The organism is Pseudomonas sp. GW823-FHT01D03 (genome assembly GCF_058798255.1).
Map to the genome: position 1 here is coordinate 5,656,118 of NZ_JBXAKK010000001.1, position 18,915 is coordinate 5,675,032.

Annotated in this window: 18 protein-coding genes and 1 riboswitch; of the genes, 9 read left to right on the forward strand and 9 right to left on the reverse strand. The window is 60.5% G+C overall.

Annotation, left to right across the window (positions count from 1 at the left end; genetic code table 11):
• Window positions 1–25: 25 nt before the first annotated feature.
• Entirely contained in the window at window positions 26–421 is a 396-nt protein-coding gene (locus tag AC1RBR_RS25095) for a DUF1090 domain-containing protein (RefSeq protein ID WP_108184057.1), read from the forward strand.
• Between the two features lie 178 nt (window positions 422–599).
• On the opposite strand, the gene AC1RBR_RS25100 is transcribed toward AC1RBR_RS25095, so the two are convergent.
• Entirely contained in the window at window positions 600–1,049 is a 450-nt protein-coding gene (locus tag AC1RBR_RS25100) for a c-type cytochrome (RefSeq protein WP_492567021.1), read from the reverse strand.
• 128 nt (window positions 1,050–1,177) lie between these two features.
• Here AC1RBR_RS25100 and mltA point away from each other — a divergent pair, with 128 nt between their 5' ends.
• A complete protein-coding gene (gene mltA / locus AC1RBR_RS25105; protein WP_481395974.1) occupies window positions 1,178–2,362 on the forward strand; it encodes a murein transglycosylase A in 1,185 nt (394 codons plus the stop codon).
• 141 nt (window positions 2,363–2,503) lie between these two features.
• Here the strand turns inward: mltA and AC1RBR_RS25110 are convergent, their stop codons facing one another.
• Complete coding sequence (locus AC1RBR_RS25110; protein WP_095137504.1) at window positions 2,504–2,887, reverse strand: MAPEG family protein; 384 nt, start codon at window positions 2,885–2,887, stop codon at window positions 2,504–2,506.
• 39 nt (window positions 2,888–2,926) lie between these two features.
• Window positions 2,927–3,760: an EamA family transporter gene (locus tag AC1RBR_RS25115; RefSeq protein WP_480404130.1), complete on the reverse strand. Its 834-nt coding sequence runs from the start codon at window positions 3,758–3,760 to the stop codon at window positions 2,927–2,929.
• Between the two features lie 155 nt (window positions 3,761–3,915).
• On the opposite strand from AC1RBR_RS25115, the gene AC1RBR_RS25120 reads away from it, so the two are divergent.
• Complete coding sequence (locus tag AC1RBR_RS25120) at window positions 3,916–5,178, forward strand: cation:proton antiporter (protein ID WP_166495345.1); 1,263 nt, start codon at window positions 3,916–3,918, stop codon at window positions 5,176–5,178.
• A 30-nt stretch (window positions 5,179–5,208) separates the two neighbouring features.
• Here the strand turns inward: AC1RBR_RS25120 and AC1RBR_RS25125 are convergent, their stop codons facing one another.
• Complete coding sequence (locus tag AC1RBR_RS25125; RefSeq protein ID WP_253150683.1) at window positions 5,209–6,072, reverse strand: LysR family transcriptional regulator; 864 nt, start codon at window positions 6,070–6,072, stop codon at window positions 5,209–5,211.
• Between the two features lie 91 nt (window positions 6,073–6,163).
• On the opposite strand from AC1RBR_RS25125, the gene AC1RBR_RS25130 reads away from it, so the two are divergent.
• Entirely contained in the window at window positions 6,164–6,577 is a 414-nt protein-coding gene (locus AC1RBR_RS25130; RefSeq protein ID WP_253150685.1) for a VOC family protein, read from the forward strand.
• Window positions 6,578–6,616: 39 nt separating this feature from the next.
• Complete coding sequence (locus AC1RBR_RS25135; protein ID WP_492567025.1) at window positions 6,617–7,906, forward strand: cation:dicarboxylate symporter family transporter; 1,290 nt, start codon at window positions 6,617–6,619, stop codon at window positions 7,904–7,906.
• Between the two features lie 2 nt (window positions 7,907–7,908).
• Here AC1RBR_RS25135 and AC1RBR_RS25140 read toward each other — a convergent pair whose 3' ends face one another.
• Both AC1RBR_RS25140 and AC1RBR_RS25145 read right to left on the reverse strand, forming a co-directional pair.
• Window positions 7,909–8,805 (reverse strand): formate/nitrite transporter family protein, encoded by an 897-nt coding sequence (locus AC1RBR_RS25140; protein ID WP_492567027.1) that lies wholly within the window; start codon window positions 8,803–8,805, stop codon window positions 7,909–7,911.
• A 177-nt stretch (window positions 8,806–8,982) separates the two neighbouring features.
• Window positions 8,983–9,390: an acyl-CoA thioesterase gene (locus AC1RBR_RS25145; protein ID WP_095137509.1), complete on the reverse strand. Its 408-nt coding sequence runs from the start codon at window positions 9,388–9,390 to the stop codon at window positions 8,983–8,985.
• 196 nt (window positions 9,391–9,586) lie between these two features.
• A riboswitch (S-adenosyl-L-homocysteine riboswitch) is annotated at window positions 9,587–9,685 on the forward strand.
• Between the two features lie 23 nt (window positions 9,686–9,708).
• On the opposite strand from AC1RBR_RS25145, the gene ahcY reads away from it, so the two are divergent.
• From ahcY to rhlE2, 4 genes are all read left to right on the forward strand, one after another.
• Window positions 9,709–11,118 carry an adenosylhomocysteinase gene (gene ahcY / locus AC1RBR_RS25150; protein WP_096795737.1) on the forward strand — a complete coding sequence of 470 codons (1,410 nt, stop codon included), beginning with the start codon at window positions 9,709–9,711 and terminating at the stop codon, window positions 11,116–11,118.
• Between the two features lie 160 nt (window positions 11,119–11,278).
• Entirely contained in the window at window positions 11,279–12,124 is an 846-nt protein-coding gene (gene metF, locus AC1RBR_RS25155; RefSeq protein WP_003229047.1) for a methylenetetrahydrofolate reductase [NAD(P)H], read from the forward strand.
• 146 nt (window positions 12,125–12,270) lie between these two features.
• A complete protein-coding gene (locus tag AC1RBR_RS25160) occupies window positions 12,271–13,083 on the forward strand; it encodes a substrate-binding periplasmic protein (protein ID WP_492567029.1) in 813 nt (270 codons plus the stop codon).
• Between the two features lie 221 nt (window positions 13,084–13,304).
• Window positions 13,305–15,170 carry an RNA helicase RhlE2 gene (rhlE2, locus tag AC1RBR_RS25165; RefSeq protein WP_095137511.1) on the forward strand — a complete coding sequence of 622 codons (1,866 nt, stop codon included), beginning with the start codon at window positions 13,305–13,307 and terminating at the stop codon, window positions 15,168–15,170.
• Between the two features lie 255 nt (window positions 15,171–15,425).
• Here rhlE2 and AC1RBR_RS25170 read toward each other — a convergent pair whose 3' ends face one another.
• From AC1RBR_RS25170 to AC1RBR_RS25180, 3 genes are all read right to left on the reverse strand, one after another.
• Complete coding sequence (locus AC1RBR_RS25170) at window positions 15,426–16,004, reverse strand: YceI family protein (protein WP_038358767.1); 579 nt, start codon at window positions 16,002–16,004, stop codon at window positions 15,426–15,428.
• Window positions 16,005–16,035: 31 nt separating this feature from the next.
• Window positions 16,036–16,587 (reverse strand): cytochrome b, encoded by a 552-nt coding sequence (locus tag AC1RBR_RS25175; protein ID WP_096795741.1) that lies wholly within the window; start codon window positions 16,585–16,587, stop codon window positions 16,036–16,038.
• A 326-nt stretch (window positions 16,588–16,913) separates the two neighbouring features.
• Window positions 16,914–18,710: a flavin monoamine oxidase family protein gene (locus AC1RBR_RS25180; RefSeq protein WP_492567032.1), complete on the reverse strand. Its 1,797-nt coding sequence runs from the start codon at window positions 18,708–18,710 to the stop codon at window positions 16,914–16,916.
• Between the last annotated feature and the right edge of the window lie 205 nt (window positions 18,711–18,915).

Below are 18,915 nucleotides of genomic sequence, written 5' to 3' on the forward strand. Positions count from 1 at the left end.
GACTGCCTTTGCACATGGAGCTTTTATGAAATTTCTTGCACCGCTCGCCTTGCTGACTCTCTGTGGCGTCCTGGCCGCGCCTGCCATGGCCGACGAAGATGCACCGGGCCTGACCGGTTGCGCTGCGAAGAAGCAGGGCATCATCAATCAGCTCGAACAGGCAAAATCCCGCGGCAACACCGATCAGCAGGCCGGTCTGCAAACCGCTCTGGATGAAGTGACCAAGAACTGCACCGATGCCGGTCTGAAGAAAGAACGCGAAAACAAGGTGCTGGAAGCCAAGCACGAAGTCAGCAAGCGCCAGGCTGATCTCGACAAGGCGATGAAGAAAGGTGATCCGGAGAAGATCGACAAGCGCAAGAACAAGCTCGCCGAGTCGCGCAAAGAGCTGCAGGATGCGCTGGACCAGATCGACAAGTAACCAGTGTTGAATGAGATGTCCTGTAGCGAGGGAGCTTGCTCCCGCTGGGCCGCGAAGCGGCCCCAACTCCATTCAATCGCGCTGTACCAGACTCAACTTGGTTGAATGGGTTTACGACGGCTGCGCCGCCGAGCGGGAGCAAGCTCCCTCGCCACAGTCGTCCGGCAGTCTCCGACAATCAATGATCCCGAAACTCTTTATGGCAAGCGCTGCAGGCATCTTCAACTTTCTGCACCGCAGGCCCCAGGTTGCTGGCCTTGTACGGCTGAACCTTGCTGGCGATCACCAGTTCACCGGTGGCCGCCTCAAGGTTGCGGGCCATTCCCTGAAAGCGGGCCTGACGCAGCCAGACATCGTCTTTGGCGCTGGTGTGATCTTCTTCACGCACCTGCGGGAAATGCTTCCACGGTTCATGGGACAACGCATCGAGTTTGACCGCGCCTTCGGCGAATTTCGGCCCGTCGAACGGAATGCGTCCGCGCAACATGCCGCCCAGGTCTTCGCCGGTCTTGAGCATCTGCTTGAAGATCGCCTTGCGTTGCCCCAGCGGAGAATTCGGATCGACGCCGCCACAGGCGGACAAGGCCAGACAGGCCAGCAATACAACAGAAATGCCTTTAAGAGTCATAGTGGCTTCAGGTCACGGAATTCGGCGGCCAGTATCCTCGCGTCGCCGACAAACACCAATAGCCCTATTAAAAATACGGGTTGCCCGAGCGCATGGAGCACTTGGGCAACCGGCACAGGAATCACTCCATGAACAGCCGTTTCAAGGCTTGGCGTCACCCCCTGATCGCAACCCTGCCGTTGCTGGCAATCCTTGCCGGCTGCACGGGCGGCGACACGGCCAAACCGAAAACCCACGCCTTGGCCACTTATTCCAGCGCCACCTGGGAAGCCCTGCCGGCGGTGTCCGACAGCGACCTGGTCGCCGGTTTCGGCTCATGGCGCAGCGCCTGCACCCGACTCAAGGCTGATCCGGTCTGGGGCGGCACCTGCGCGGCAGCCGCCAATGTGCCGCAGAGCGCCAACGAGATTCGCGCATTCCTCAAGCAGAACCTCGATGTGTTCGGTCTGCGGGCCGAGAACGATAACCCCAACGGTTTGATCACCGGTTACTACGAACCGGTCTACCCCGGCAGCCTGACACCCACCGAGGTGGCGAACGTGCCGGTGTACGGCGTGCCGGAAGACATGATCATCGTCTCGCTGGACAGCATTTACCCGGAACTGAAGGGCAAGCGCCTGCGTGGCCGTCTCGAAGGCCGGGTACTGAAGCCTTACGACGACGCGGCGACCATCGAATCCAAAGGCGTCAAAGCGCCGGTGGTGGCGTACCTGACCGATCCGATGAACCTGCAGTTTTTGCAGATTCAGGGTTCCGGGCGGATTCAGACACCGGACGGCAAACAACTGCGCATCGCCTACGCCGACCAGAACGGCCACCCGTACCGGCCGATCGGTCGCTGGCTGGTCGAGCAAGGCGAGCTGAAGAAAGAAGACGTGACCATGAGCGCGATCAGCAACTGGGCAAAGGCTAACCCGTCGCGCATCCCGGAACTGCTGGGCAGCAACCCGAGCTACGTGTTCTTCACCCGCAACCCGGACAGCAACGAAGGCCCACGCGGTTCGCTGAACGTGCCGCTGACTGCGGGTTACAGCGCAGCGGTGGATCGCAAGGTGATTCCGTTGGGCAGCCTGCTGTGGCTGTCAACCACGCGCCCGGATGGCACCGCTTTGGTTCGCCCGGTCGCGGCGCAGGACACCGGTGGCGCGATTGCCGGTGAGGTACGTGCGGATCTGTTCTGGGGTACCGGCGACGCCGCCGGGCAACTGGCTGGCGACATGAAGCAGCAGGGGCAGATCTGGATGCTCTGGCCTAAAGGCGCGGCGTTGCCGCAAGTGCCCCAAGTCGCCGATACGCTGAAGGACAAACCTTAAGCGCCTCGGCGTGTGAGCTATCGCCCTTCGCGAGCAAGCCCGCTCCCACAGGGTTCTTTGGTGTACACAGGATTTGTGCTCGCCATTGATACCTGTGGGAGCGGGCTTGCCCGCGAAGAGGCCGGCAGCAACACCCCAGATTCAGACCGACACAAAGAAGAACGCAGCAATCAGCCCCATCCCGACAAACCACACCAGCGACCGCAGAACCGCCCAGTCCGCCAGGTAGCAGATGATGTACAGCAGGCGGCTGGTGATAAACAGCACCGCCAGCACATTCACCGTCACCAGTTCCGCAGTGCCCACCAGATGCGCAACAATCACTGCGGCAGCAAATGCCGGCATCACCTCGAAGCTGTTCAGCTGCGCCGCATGCGCCCGTCGGGCGACGCCGCCCACGCTATCGAGAAAATCCCGAGGATCATGATTGTCACTGAGCCTGAAACCGCCCGAGACCTTGGCCACGATCGTGCACACATACGGCAGGAAAATCGCGATCAATACACACCACAGAGCCACCGTCATAACGCCGTCCTTTTTTCGAGTGTTGGAAATTGCGAGCGGTCAGAACTTCATCACCAGCATGCCGATCAGCACCAGCCCACAGGCTAAGAGCCGCGGCCTGCCGAAAGGTTCTTTCAGGTAGCGCATGCCGAACAGCACCACCAGAATAACGCTGATCTCACGCAAAGCGGCCGCTTCGGCAATCGAGCCCAATTGCATCGCCCACAGCACCAGAGCGTAGCTGAACAACACGCAGAACCCGACCGCCAGACCCAGCTTCCACTGCTCGCGCCAGAACACCAGAAATGCCGGGCGTTTGGCGACCCATGCCAGCAACGGAAACGGCCAGGCGCTGAGCAACGTGACCCAGACCAGGTAATCCAGTGGATGCGACCAGCGCCGCAAGGCCTGACCATCGATGTAGGTATAACAACCGATGCACAAGCCGATCAGCGCCACCACCGGCAGCATCGACCACGGCAGATGCTTGCCGCCACCGCCCTGCCAGAGCAGGCAGGCCATGCCCAACGGAATCAGCATGATCCCGAAAATCTGCTGCGCAGTGAGCACTTCGCCGGCGAAGATCAGGGTCAGCGCCAGCACCACCAGCGGCGACAAGCCCCGCATCAACGGATAGACCAACCCGAGGTCGCCGACCCGATAGGCTTGAATCAGCAGATAGCGATACAGCAATTCGAACGCCGCGGAAGCCAGAATCCACGGCCAGATGTCCAGCGGCGGCAGACTGATGAAGGGCAACGCCAGCGCCACGAACAGCAGCGCCACCGTGTCCATGCACGCCACCACCAGCAGCCGTTCGGCACTGAACTTGATCAGGGTATTCCACGTCGCATGCAACAGCGCCGCCATTAACACCAGAACTGTCGCCGCCACGTCCCACTCCTTGATTTTTTTGTTGACCCTACACCAATGTCTGCGGCTGACCAACCGAGGGGGCATGATTGTGTCCCCACCCCGAAACAGCCCATCCAACCTTTGCACCGAAGAATCGGGGCGCTGTCTTTCCACCCCCATCCAATGGAGCCCGGATGCTAGAACTTGTCGCCGCTTTTATCTGCCTCACCACCCTCCTCACCTTCGTCAATTACCGCTTCATCGGCCTGCCGCCGACCATCGGCGTGATGGTCACCGCGTTGATGTTTTCCCTGTTGCTGCAAGGCCTGAGCGTGCTCGGCTATCCCGGCCTGGAAGAACGCGTGCAACAACTGATCGGCCAGATCGACTTCGGCGATCTGCTGATGAACTGGATGCTGTCGTTCCTGCTGTTCGCCGGCGCCCTGCACGTCAACCTCAACGACCTGCGCAGCTACCGCTGGCCGATCGGCCTGCTGGCAACGTTCGGTGTGCTGATTGCCACCGCGGTGATCGGCAGCCTCGCCTATTACATTTTTGCCCTGTTCGGCTGGCACGTGAGCTTCCTCTACTGCCTGCTGTTCGGCGCGCTGATTTCGCCAACCGACCCGATCGCAGTGCTCGGCGTACTGCGTACCGCTAATGCCTCCAAACCACTGAAAACCACCATCGTCGGCGAGTCGCTGTTCAACGACGGCACTGCGGTGGTGGTGTTTACCGTGTTGCTGGGCATCGCCCAACTGGGCGAGACGCCGACCATCAGCGCCACGGCCATGCTGTTCGTGCACGAAGCCCTTGGCGGCGTGCTGTTTGGCGGACTGATCGGTTATGGGGTGTACCGGATGATCAAAAGCGTCCAGCAGCATCAGATCACGGTGATGCTGACCCTGGCGCTAGTGATCGGCGGCTCGGCGATGGCCACCGAGCTGCACGTTTCCGCACCGATTGCGATGGTGGTGGCCGGTCTGATCATCGGCAACCTGGGGCGCAACCTGGCGATGAACGACATGACCCGCAAGTACCTCGACGGCTTCTGGGAGCTGCTCGATGACATGCTCAATGCGCTGCTGTTCGCACTGATCGGCATGGAGCTGTTGCTGCTGCCGTTCAACTGGGCGCACGTGGCGGCGGCCAGTTTGCTGGCGCTGGCGATCCTGCTGTCGCGCCTGCTCACCGTGGCCCCGGCCATTGTCCTGCTGCGGCGCTGGCGCACAGTGCCGCGCGGCACCATTCGCATCCTGACCTGGGGCGGTTTGCGCGGCGGCGTCTCGGTGGCACTAGCGCTGGCCCTGCCGCTGGGCCCGGAGCGCGATCTGCTGCTGAGCATCACCTACATCGTGGTGCTGTCGTCGATCCTGTTGCAGGGCCTGACCATCGGCAAACTGGTCAAGCACGCCACCCGTGACGAGCCGACGACCGTGGCTGAACCCGCACACTGATGTATTACCGCAGCGCCGTCGCGAACCTCCTCACGACGCACCGCACAGCAAATCAAGCAGATGCCGCATCGCCAATGGGCGGTGCGGCGTCGAGCCATGCATCACCACCAACTCGCGCGCATGACGCTGCCCGTCCTCGACCGGTAACACGTACATCCCTTCCAGCATCATCCCGGCCCACTGCGGCACCAGCGATACCCCCATCCCCTGCGCGACCAGCATGACGATCGTTTCCAGCGCATCCAGTTCGCACAGCACGTTGGGTTCGATGGCCTGCTCATCGAGGTAGCGCTGAGCAATCTGCCCACCCCACGAGCGTGCGTCGTAACGAATGAACGGATGAACGCGCAACAGCGTTTCCAGCGACTGCCCGGCGTACGCCGCAGGAGCCACCAGAATCAGCGGCTCGACCTTGAGCACGACCAGGGCCAATGCCTTGGGCGGCTGGAACGGTGGCCTGACCAGAATCGCCGCGTCCAACTCCCCTGCAAGCACCTTCTCGTAAAGACTTTTCGAGTCACCCGGGGTGATCTTCAGCTTCAAATCAGGTGCTGTAAGCGCCAATCGTTCGATCAAGGTGGGTAACACGCCGGTCAGCGCTGTGGAAATTGCACCGATTGTCAGTTCACCGGCCACCCCATCGGGATGCAGATCGCTCTGTAGATCCTGTGCCAATTCGATGATCGCCCTGATCTTCGGCAGAATCAGCAGGCACTGGTCCGAGGGTCTGGCTGCGTGCGCGGTACGCAGCAGTAACGTGCAACCCAGCAATCTCTCGAGCGCCTGAACGCGCTGACTGATAGCTGCCGCAGTGCGACTCTCGCGCCGTGCCGCTGCCGCAATCGAACCGGTCTCGACCACGGCCACCAGGCTTTTCAGAAACCGTACATCCATAAGTTTTCCTTTCGCTCAGAACAAGGCGAAGTCGTTATGCCCCGCCGCACGGTCTGTTTACCCTGAGCGCTCCTTCACTTGGGGACATCATATGAACAGACCTTTTCACGCTGCATACCATGTTTACGACCTGCAACAGGCGCGGACTTTTTATCGAGATGTGTTGGGCTGCACCGAAGGCCGCAGTACCGAGACATGGGTCGACTTCGACTTTTTCGGCAATCAGCTCTCGCTTCATGTGGGCACGCCCTTCACCACTACCCGTACCGGCCAGGTTGGCGATCACAAAGTATTGATGCCGCACATTGGCGTCGTCCTGCCGCTGGAGGAGTGGCTGGAGCTGGCTGATCGTTTGAGCCGCCTCGGCACAACGTTTGAAATCCCTCCGGTGATCCGCTTCGCCGGCGAACCCGGCGAACAGCGCACGATGTTCTTTCTCGATCCCAGCGGCAATCCGATCGAGGTCAAGGGTTTCAAGGACTTCGACGGTCTCTTCGCACACTGAGCTTCACCCCAACAAACACAACAACAAAAGGGGCACATCATGACTACCAGGAAACCCACCAGTCTGGTCACCCGCATTATGATCGGGCTGGCAGCCGGAATAATCGTCGGCATCCTTCTCAACCAGTTTCCCGAACACAAGATCTGGTTCATCGACAATCTGCTGCAACCGGCAGGGGACCTGTTCATCAGGCTGATGAAAATGATCGTCGTACCGTTGGTCTTTGCGTGCATGGTCGTCGGCATCGCCGGGGCAGGCAGCACCAAGGCGCTGGGTCGGGTCGGATTAAAGACGCTGGTTTATTTCTTTACCATCACCAGCATCGCCATCGTCTTCGGACTGATCGTCGGCAATGTTTTTCAGCCCGGCGCCGGCGCGGACTTCAGCAGCACCCTGCAATCACCGGCCATTGGTCTGGCGAATACGGGGGACACACAGAACCTGGGCCGAACCCTGGTGAACATCGTGCCGGACAACATCGTCCTGGCCATGTCCCAGGGCAAGCTGCTCTCAGTGCTGTTTTTCGCCATCCTGTTCGGCTGTGCCCTGTCGATGCTGCCCGAGCCGCAGAAGGCGCCATTGATCGCCGTGATACAGGCGGTATCGGACACCATGTTCAAGGTCACGCATCTGGTCATGCACTATTCACCCATCGGCATCTTCGGCCTGATCGGGGTCACCGTGGCCAGCTTCGGCCTCAGTGCGTTGCTGCCACTGGCCAAGCTGATCGGAATCACTTACGTCGCGGTGTTGCTCTTCGCGTTGGGCGTGCTGGGCCTGGTGGCGCGGATGGCCGGCATTCGCTTTTTCCACCTGATTCGGGAAATACGCAGTGAATTGATCCTGGCTTACAGCAGTGCTGCGTCGGCCACGGTGATGCCACAACTGATCGAGAAAATGGAGAAGTATGGCGCTCCGCGCCCGATCACCAGCATGGTCATTCCACTGGGGTACTCGTTCAACCTTGATGGCGCCTCGCTGTTCGCCGGACTGGGCACGCTGTTTATCGCTCAGGCGTATGGCATTGATCTGGGTCTGGCGGATCAGGCCATGCTGGTGCTGATCATGGTGTTGACGTCCAAGGGCGCGGCGGGAGTGCCGGGTTTCATGTTCATCATCCTCACAGCGACCCTGACCACCGCCGGTTTGCCAGTGGAAGGCGTGGCAATCATCGCCGGCGTCTACCGCTTGATGGACATGCCGGTCACCGCGCTCAATGTGTTGGGCAATGCACTGGCACCGCTGGTAATAGCGCGCTGGGAGGGACAGCTCAAGGCACCTGAAAGCGAACCGACGACAGAACCGGTCAGCCCGCCGTTCAAGGCCTGAAACTATCGGGGCTTGCTGTCGGACTCATCTTCGCGGGGTTTGCCGGAGTTCGGTTTATCCGTCTTGGGCGCCCCGCTCTCGCTGCGGATCTGCGCATGGCTGATCAGGGCGAAAATGAAACTGCCGCCGATGATGTTCCCCGCCAGGGTGGGACCTGCAAACACCATCCAGAAATCACTCCACGGCAGCTCGCCGGCAAATACCAGATACGACACTTCCGCCGAACCGACCACGATGTGGGTGAAGTCGCCCAGCGCCATCAGGTAGGTGATGAGGATGATGATCCACATCTTCGCGCTCTCCATGGACGGGATCATCCAGACCATGGTGGCGATCATCCAGCCGGAGACAATGCCCTTGGCGAACATCTGGCTGGCATGGTTTTCCATGACCTTGCGGCCGATTTCGAGGAAGGCGTGATCGGTCCTGGTGTCGAAGATCGGCAACTCGAGCATCACGTACGCCACCAGAATCGTCCCGCACAAATTGCCGAACAGGACCACGCCCCACAGGCGCATCAGCCGGCCGAAATTGGCCAGGGTCGGTTTGGTCATCACCGGCAGAACCGCGGTCAGGGTGTTTTCGGTGAACAGTTGCTGGCGGGCGAGAATCACCGCGAGGAAACCGGCGCAGTAGCCGAAACTGGAGATGACCTTGAACTCATCGCCGTCGGGCAGACGCGAACTGAGCAGGCCCATGCCCATCAGCGACAGGCCCATGGTCAGCCCGGCGGCGAGCGCCGACCACCACAACGCGGCGATGCTGCGCTCTAGTTCCTGATCGCCCTGAGTGCGGATGATTTCATGCAGAACCGCCGCGCGGGGCGGCTGGTTTTTCTCGACTTCATGTTTTTCATCGGTCGAGAGGTTGGGGGTCTTGCCGTCTGTCGGGGTGGTCATGGCGTGGGAACCGTGGGGGGGGGGGTGTTTACCTACGACCCCGGCGGTTCATGGCTGTTCAGTGGCCAGATGATTCTTCGCTGACTGAACAACCGCCTTCGCGAGCAAGCCCGCTCCCACAGGTACAAAGCAATCCATGTGGGAGCGGGCTTGCTCGCGAAGGGCACGCCGCCGGTGTTAGTTGCTGACCAGTTCATCTTCCTTGAACTGGTCTTTGACGTACTTGATCTCGGTGCGCCCGTGCGGCGCCGGCAAACCGTCTTCGCCGAGGTTGACGAAGACCATCTTCTCGACAGTGAGGATGCTCTTGCGGGTGATCTTGTTGCGCACTTCGCAGGTCAGGGTGATCGAGGTACGACCGAACTCGGTAGCGGTGATGCCCAGCTCGATGATGTCGCCCTGGCGCGAGGCGCTGACGAAGTTGATTTCGGAAATGTACTTGGTCACCACGCGCTGATTGCCCAACTGGACGATCGCGTAAATCGCCGCTTCTTCGTCGATCCAGCGCAGCAGGCTGCCGCCGAACAGGGTGCCGTTGGGGTTCAGGTCTTCGGGTTTTACCCATTTGCGGGTGTGGAAATTCATGTTCACTCCTGAGCGTTTGCCGAAAGATGGCGCCATCTTGGCAGACCGGGCGGTCAGGCTCCATGAGCCTTCTACTATGGTCGCTATTAGCGATCTTCATCTGGCCGACAGAAACCCTTTGGAAGATCAGTCTAGACGGCTATAATCGCCCCCGTTTCAAAACGGTAACCTTCACTTGTTACCGTTTTCCCGCCACCTGTCCGAGGGGCGCTGCAGCAGGTTCAACCTGTCAGGCTCGGATGGGGCGTTGACTGGCCACGGCCGGACACTAAACGCACAACGGCGCCCATTCGCATACATTACGAATGGAGGCTCTTCATGAGCGCTGTTATCACGCCTGCAGATTTTAACGATTACAAAGTTGCCGACATGTCCCTGGCTGCCTGGGGCCGTCGCGAAACCATCATCGCCGAGTCGGAAATGCCGGCCCTGATGGGTCTGCGCCGCAAGTACGCCTCCGAGCAGCCGCTCAAGGGCGCGAAAATCCTCGGCTGCATCCACATGACCATTCAGACTGCCGTGCTGATCGAAACCCTGGTTGCCCTGGGTGCCGAAGTACGCTGGTCGTCCTGCAACATCTTCTCGACTCAGGATCAGGCTGCTGCGTCCATCGCCGCTGCCGGCATCCCGGTTTTCGCCTGGAAAGGCGAGACTGAAGAAGAGTACGAGTGGTGCCTGGAGCAGACCATCCTGAAAGATGGCCAGCCATGGGACGCCAACATGATCCTCGACGACGGCGGCGACCTGACTCAGCTGCTGCACGACAAGTACCCACAAGTACTGGATCGCGTTCACGGCGTGACCGAAGAAACCACCACCGGCGTTCACCGTCTGCTGGACATGCTGGCCAAGGGCGAGCTGAAAATCCCTGCGATCAACGTCAACGACTCGGTGACCAAGTCCAAGAACGACAACAAGTACGGCTGCCGTCACAGCCTGAACGATGCAATCAAGCGTGGTACCGACCACCTGCTGTCCGGCAAGCAAGCGCTGGTCATCGGTTACGGTGACGTGGGCAAGGGTTCGGCCCAGTCCCTGCGTCAGGAAGGCATGATCGTCAAGGTCTCCGAAGTTGACCCGATCTGCGCCATGCAGGCCTGCATGGACGGTTTCGAACTGGTTTCGCCGTTCATTGACGGGATCAACGACGGCACCGAAGCGAGCATCGACAAAGCGCTGCTGGGCAAGATCGACCTGATCGTGACCACCACCGGTAACGTCAATGTTTGCGACGCGAACATGCTCAAAGCCCTGAAGAAGCGCGCTGTTGTCTGCAACATCGGCCACTTCGACAACGAAATCGACACCGCTTTCATGCGCAAGAACTGGGCATGGGAAGAAGTGAAGCCACAGGTACACAAGATCCACCGTACCGGCCCGGGCGCTTTCGACGCACAGAACGACGACTACCTGATCCTGCTGGCCGAAGGCCGTCTGGTGAACCTGGGCAACGCCACCGGTCACCCGAGCCGTATCATGGACGGTTCGTTCGCCAACCAGGTACTGGCACAGATCTTCCTGTTCGGCCAGAAGTACGCCGACCTGTCGCCAGCCGAGAAAGCCGAGCGTCTGACCGTTGAAGTACTGCCGAAGAAACTCGACGAAGAAGTGGCCCTGGAAATGGTGCGCGGCTTCGGTGGCGTGGTCACTCAACTGACCAAGCAACAGGCTGACTACATCGGCGTGACCGTCGAAGGCCCGTTCAAGCCGCACGCTTACCGCTACTGATTGACGCGGCGGCCTGCTCTCCCTGTGGGAGCGGGCTTGCTCGCGAAAGCGGTATGTCATTCAGCATTGATGTTGTCTGACCCGGCGCTTTCGCGAGCAAGCCCGCTCCCACATGGGTCGTGCAAGCCTCACAGGCTTCGTGTTTCCAAGGGTATTTCCCATGTCCCAAGACCGTCGCTACAGCTTCGAGTTCTTCCCGACCAAGACCGATGCTGGGCATGAAAAGCTGCTCAACGTTGCCCGCCAGTTGGCAACGTACAATCCCGACTTCTTCTCCTGCACCTATGGCGCTGGTGGTTCGACCCGTGATCGCACCCTCAACACCGTTCTGCAGCTGGAGAGCGAAGTCAAAGTACCGGCCGCACCGCACCTGTCGTGCGTCGGCGACAGCAAGGACGACCTGCGCGGCCTGCTGAATGAGTACAAGGCTGCCGGCATCAAGCGCATCGTTGCCCTGCGTGGTGACTTGCCGTCCGGCATGGGCATGACCAGCGGCGAGCTGCGTCACGCCAACGAACTGGTTGAATTCATTCGTGAAGAAACCGGTGATCATTTCCACATCGAAGTTGCCGCTTACCCGGAGATGCATCCGCAAGCGCGCAATTACGAAGACGATCTCGCCAACTTCGTGCGCAAGGCCCGCGCCGGCGCCGACAGCGCCATCACCCAGTACTTCTTCAACGCCGACAGCTACTTCTACTTCGTCGACCGTTTGCAGGCGCTGGGCGTGGATATTCCGGTGGTGCCGGGGATCATGCCGATCACCAACTACAGCAAGCTGGCGCGTTTCTCCGATGCCTGCGGTGCGGAAATCCCGCGCTGGATCCGCAAGCAACTGGAAGCCTACGGCGATGACAGCCAGAGCATTCAGCGCTTCGGCGAGCAAGTTGTCAGCGAAATGTGCGAACGCCTGCTGCAGGGTGGCGCACCGGGGCTGCACTTCTATTCCATGAACCAGGCTGAACCTAGTCTGGCGATCTGGAATAACCTGAAGTTGCCGCGCTAAGCACTACAAGAAAGATCAAAAGATCGCAGCCTTCGGCAGCTCCTACAGGGGTGTCGTTGCTGCGATCTTTTGCTTTTAAATGCCCGAAACAGAGCTTGTGCAGGCACTTTCTGGCTCTTTCGCGTTTCTCGTCGTAATCTCAAGCCATGCCTTTTTTCGCGCAGTTACTCACCGTGCTGGTTTTTGCTTGCCTGAGCTTTGCCGCTCGGGGCGAGAAACTGCGTATTGTCACCGAGCCGTGGGCGCCTTACGTCTACGAAGAGGGTGGCAAGAACCTCGGGCTGGACTATGAAACCACCGCCATCGTGTTCAAGCGTCTCGGAATCGAAGTCGAGTGGCAGTTCCTGCCGTGGAAACGCTGCCTGTCGATGCTCGAAACCGGCCAGGCTGACGGCGCGCTGGACATCTTTCACAGCGACGAGCGCGATGCCACCCTGCTCTATCCCATCGAACCGCTGTCGGACGTCGAGTTCGTGATGTTCTACGCCAACGACCGCCCCCATCCGTTCCGTCAGCTCGAAGACCTCAAAGGCCTGACCATCGGCACTTCGCCGGGCTATCTGTACAGCCCGGACTTCAGCGAATCGACACTGTTCACCCGCGAGCCGGCACCGACCCACGAGGCCAACTTCGGCAAACTGCTGCGCGGACGCATCGACTTGCTGATCACCGATCGCCGCGTGGGCCAGCACTTGCTCGATCAGCTGAATATTCGCGATCAAATCACCGAAAACCCTGTGGTCATTAGCCGTCAGAGCCAATATCTGGCGGTTCGACGCAATGCCGGCATGGATCTGCTGGTGGCGCGTTTTGGCGCCGAGCTCAAGCGTTTCAAGCGCGAACCGGCCTACGCCGAGCTCAGCGCACGCTACGGCGCAGCCCCGGTCGATGCAGTGCCGCTGGGCAATGCTTCGGCCAGCCGCAAAACCGTTGAGCAGCAGGAAAGCAGCGCGCAGTGATTGCTCTGTTATACTCCGGCGTTCCCGCCAGGCTCACGCCCGGACGCCCGGAACCGTAACAGGCCTCTCGACCCGCTACAGCGCAGCTTTCAGCCCGCGCGAGCGCTCCTGACGTGCCTTCGGAACCGCAGCAGGACCGGACGGGATCGCGTCCTCTTAAACGCGATTCGCGCCAGGCAAGACTCCCATTGGGCCAAGCCCTAACTAAAACAGGATTACTCATGTCCTTTGCTTCCCTCGGTCTCTCCGAGGCTTTAGTCCGTGCCATCGAAGATGCGGGCTATACCGAGCCTACTCCGGTGCAACAGCGGGCCATTCCCGCCGTGTTGCAAGGTCGCGACCTGATGGTTGCGGCACAGACAGGTACCGGTAAAACCGGCGGTTTCGCCCTTCCGATCCTGGAGCGGTTGTTCCCCAACGGTCACCCGGACAAATCCCAGCGTCATGGCCCGCGCCAACCGCGCGTACTGGTCCTGACCCCGACCCGCGAACTCGCGGCCCAGGTACACGAGAGCTTCAAGATCTACGCCCGTGACCTGAAATTCGTCAGCGCCTGCATCTTCGGCGGCGTCGGCATGAATCCGCAGGTTCAGGCCATGTCCCGTGGCGTTGACGTGCTCGTCGCGTGCCCGGGTCGTCTGCTCGACCTCGCAGGCCAGGGCAGCGTCGATCTGTCCCACGTCGAAATCCTCGTGCTCGACGAAGCCGACCGCATGCTCGACATGGGTTTCGTGCACGACGTGAAGAAAGTCCTCGCGCGTCTGCCGGCCAAGCGTCAGAACCTGCTGTTCTCGGCGACCTTCTCCAAAGACATCACCGATCTTGCCGGCAAGCTGCTGCATAACCCCGAACGCATCGAAGTCACGCCGCCGAACACCACGGTCGAGCGCATCGAACAACGTGTGTTCCGTCTGCCGGCCAGCCACAAGCGTGCCCTGCTGGCGCACCTGATCACCGCCGGCGCCTGGGAACAGGTACTGGTGTTCACCCGCACCAAGCACGGCGCCAACCGTCTGGCCGAGTACCTGGACAAACACGGCCTGCCGGCTGTGGCGATCCACGGCAACAAGAGCCAGAACGCCCGCACCAAAGCCCTGGCCGACTTCAAGGCCGGTGAAGTGCGCATTCTGGTAGCGACCGACATCGCTGCTCGCGGTCTGGACATCGACCAGTTGCCACACGTGGTCAACTTCGAGCTGCCAAACGTCGATGAAGACTACGTACACCGTATCGGCCGTACTGGCCGCGCCGGTCGTTCGGGCGAAGCGATCTCGCTGGTGGCCCCGGACGAAGAAAAACTGCTGAAAAGCATCGAACGCATGACCAAGCAGAAAATTGCCGACGGCGACCTGATGGGCTTCGATTCGAGCACTATTGAAGCCGAGAAGCCAGAAGCCCGTGAGCGTCCGGACATGCGCAACCCGCGCAACTCCCGTGGCCCGCGTGGCGACGGTCCGAATGGCGGCGGTGGTGGCGGCGGTCGCAAGGACAAAGGCAAAGACAAGGGCAAGGAAAAACCCGCCGGCGAACGCGGCGAGCGCCCTGCCCGTCAGCAGAAGCCACGTGAAGGCACCCCGGCCCGCGAACAGCGTCCGAGCCAGCCACCACGCGCTGCGGCTGATCGTGCACCGGACGAGTTCCTCGACGACGATATCGATAACTTCGGTAACCGCGTGGATTACGTGCCGAAAGCTGCCCCTGCCGGTGGCCGCGGCCGTCGTCCGGGTGCTCCGGCACAAGGTGCAGGCGCAGGCGCTCCACGCGGCGGTCAGTCGCAAGGTCGCCAGAACGGCCCGCGCAACAGCAACGGTTCGAGCACCGGCACTCCGCCGGGCAAACGCAACGGCCCGCGCAACGGTGCTCCGCGTGATGGCCAGGGCCGTCGTGACGAGTCCTCGCGCAACCGCCGTCCGGCTCGCGACGATCAGCAACGCGCCGAACCGGCCGTGCAGAACCCGCGCAGCACCGGGCCGAAGATCATGCACAAGGAGTCCAAGGCTGACCGCTTCCCGACACCTGAGCAGCTCGATCAACTGCCGACCCGTCCGCGCGGCGAAAAACCAGCCTTGCTGACCCGCAATCGCTGAGTTATCGCGGCAATGAAAAATGCCCCGGTTCGAAAGAGCCGGGGCATTTTTTATGAGCAAGCCAATATCCCTGAATCACCACATCACCTGTGGGAGCGGGCTTGCTCGCGAATGCGGTATGTCTGTAACGGAAGTATCGACTGACCCGCCGCATTCGCGAGCAAGCCCGCTCCCACAATGGCTCTGCAGTGTGGCGGGCAATAAAAAACGCCCCCGGCCTTGCGACCGGGGGCGTTTTTATGTGGCGGACGAAAGTTATTTGACTTTCACACCTTCCAGCGAGATGTCCAGATCCGCAGTTTGCGAGGTCGGACCTGGGCCCTTGATCCCGAAATCGTTCAGATTAAGGGTGGTTTTGGCGTTGAAGCCAGCACGCTCGCCGCCCCATGGATCCTTGCCTTCGCCGTTGAACGTAGCCTTGAAGGTCACTGGCTTGGTCACACCGTGCAGGGTCAGGTCGCCAGTCACGTCAGCGGTCTTTTCACCGGTCGATTTAACGGCGGTGGAGACGAACTTGGCATCAGCAAACTTGCCCACGTCGAGGAAGTCTTTGCTGGCGATGTGCTTGTCACGTTCAGCGTGGTTCGACCACAGGCTGGCGGTTTTCACATCAACCGAGATCTTGCTGGCTTCAGGCTTGGCCGAATCCCACGAGAACGTACCGTCGAAATCCTTGAAAGTACCGTGGATGAAGCTGTAACCCAGGTGGCTGATTTTCCAGTCAACGAAGGCGTGTTGGCCTTCCTTGTCGATTTTGTAATCCGCAGCCATGGCCTGACCAGCCGAGAGCAGTGCAGAACCGATTGCCAGAGCGGCCAGAGTCTTTTTCAACATGCTTTCTTTTCCTTTGAGTCGAGGTTGAATTTCAGGCTTTGCGACCGAGCATTCGAGTTAGGGTCGCATCACGATCGATAAAGTGGTGCTTCAATGCTGCCAACGCATGGAGACCGGAAAAAATTACCAGCGCCCATGCCAGCCAGAGATGAATCACCCCGGCGGTGTCTGCCTGATCCGGTAGCCCGGAAACCAGTGCAGGAACTTCAAACAGGCCAAACACCGGGATCCCGACACCGTCTGCGGTGGAAATCAGGTAACCGGCAAGCATCACAGCGAACAGCCCAAGGTACAGAAACCCATGGCCGAACTTGGCGCCGATGCGGGTCATGCGGCTGTAGCTTTGCAGCGTCGGTGGCGGTGGGCTGATAAAGCGCCACAACACCCGCAACACCATCACACCCAACAACACCAGACCGATGCTCTTGTGCAGATCCGGCGCATCTTTGCGCCAGCTGCTGTAGTAATCCAGCCCCACCATCCACAGACCCAACGCGAACAGCCCGAAGACCGCCAGCGCCACGCCCCAGTGCATGAAGATGCTGACCCAACCATAGCGTGAAGCAGAGTTACGTAGCTGCATTGCCCAAATCCTGTGAGAACTGCGAACCAAGACTAGCGAGTTATCTATCGAATTAAAGCGGAAAATTTTGCTTTGAAATATCGAGAAATACGATCAAGAGTCTTGAGCATGGTAGTTAAGGAAAGATTAACGGGGAAAGTGTGGGGCAGGAGGCTGGGTACAGATCCAGAATGTGTGCTGCCTCAACCGGCCTCTTCGCGAGCAAGCCCGCTCCCACAGGGAGTATGCATTCCAACTGTGGGAGCGGGCTTGCTCGCGAATGCGGTTTGGCGGGCAATAAAAAAAGCGCGGCATGAGAGCCGCGCTTTTTCATTCACCGCAAAGCCTTACTGCGCTTTGGTCTCGGTGCTTGCCGCCGGAGCCGCCGCAGGCTTGGCCGCTGGCTTCTTCGCCGGTTCAGCCTTTTTCGCCGCTGGCTTGGCCGGGGCCTTTTTCGCCTCGGTTTTGGCCGCAGGCTTCTTCGCCGCAGGCTTGGCTGGCGCTTTCTTCGCCGGTTCGGTTTTCACCGGAGCGGCGGGTTTCGGCGCTTCCACCGGAGCTGGCACAGGGGCTGGAGCCGGTGCAGGTGCAGGTGCAGGTGCAGGTGCAGGTGCTGGCGCTGGAGCTGGCTCAGGCGCCTTCACAGGTTCTGGCTTCTTCTCGTCATCCGAACCGCCAAACAAGTTGCTGAAGAAATTGCCCTTCTTCGCCGCCACGGCACCCGCCGCGCCTGCCGCTGCTGCGGCCGGAACCACTTTGACCGGTTCAAACGATTTGCCGGCCGCCAGGTCTTCAACCTGACTGGCCGCACGCTGACCAGTGCGCAGCGCGCCTTCCAGAGTGCCCGGATACAGGGTGTCGGTGTGTTCGCCGGCAAACGCTACGCGTTGCAGTGGGCGCTCCCACATGCGCCAGAACTTGCTGATCTGGCCCGGGCCGTAAGCCAGGTAGGCGCCGCCCATCGACGGGTCGGTGCTGTAGCGACGGATTTCATAACCAGTGAACGAGCCGCGGGCCTGTGGATAAAACGCGTGCAGACGGATCAGCACCTGATCGACCATCTGCTTGTCGCCGAACGCCTGCATCACGCGGGCATTGTCACCGGACAGGTTGATCACCACGTTGGCGCCGCCCTTCAGCGCCGGCTCGATCCAGAGCATGCCGAGGCCGGTGTTGCTGTAGATCTCACCGGACATGCGCGCCTTGCTTTCCCACACCGGCGTCTTGAACTTGAGCATGATCTGGTCGCGCCAGCCGTAGTTGGTGCCCTTGATCGCGGCCAGGTGCTGAGCGTCCAGCGCCGGGGTCAGCGCAATTTTGTTCAGCGCACGCAGCGGCACGGCCAGCACCACGTAGTCAGCCTGGTAGCCAACACTGCCGACTTTGACGGTCACGCCGTCCTTGTCTTGAGTGATCGCGGAAACCGGCGAGTTGGTCTTGATGGTCTTGATCTGTTTGACGAAGGCCTGGGCCAGTACCTGGCTGCCGCCGACCAGACGCGAGGCGCGCAGGTCGCGATCAGAAACGCCGCGATACACGCGGTTCTGCTGGGCGAAATACAGCAGCGACAACCGCGAAGGTTCATCGTAATGAGTGCGGATGTCCTGGTTGATCAACTGACGCGCGGTGGCCGGCAGGTTCTGCTTGTCGAGCCAGCTCGAGACGTTGATCTGGTCCAGCGCATGCAGGGTGTTGGTCGCGGCCGGGTTCTGCGGGTCGTCGATCGAGCGCGCCAGATCGTCGAGGGTTTTCTGGTAGCGCTTCAAGGCGTCGGCGGTAGCTGGCTGCTTGGTCGCCAGATCGGCTGCGGAGAAATACTCGCCGTCGATCAGATAACCCGGAGTACGCACGAATTCAGGGGCTGGCGTGGTGCCCAGCTTGAAGGTCGAGACGTACTTGTTCAGCACCGGCTGGGTCTTGTCGTTGCCGATCCACTCGCTGGTGGCCATGCCCGAGCGACCGCCGAGGCTCGGCTTGGCTTCCAGCAGGGTGACCTGCCAGCCCTTGTTTTGCAGCTCGTAAGCCGCAGTCAGGCCCGACAGGCCGCCGCCGATCACGATTGCGGTTTTATCCTTGGCCAGCGCCGTAACGCTGAACAGCCCCAACATCACCAGCGCACAGGCGCGCAGCCAACCGACAGACATTCAGCGAACTCCGGAAATACACGTAGGAAAAAAGCAGTTTTGCGGGTCAGACGACCCAAAGAACCGCGAAGAATACGTCAGCCATCAAAACGCCGCCAGCGACGTCTATCGGCCCATACAAAGTAGCTCAATCGACGCAATGGGTTGTCCCGGCGCGATGCATTGCATAGGCTTGCGCGATTGTTTGCCCGCGCCTGACGCGAGC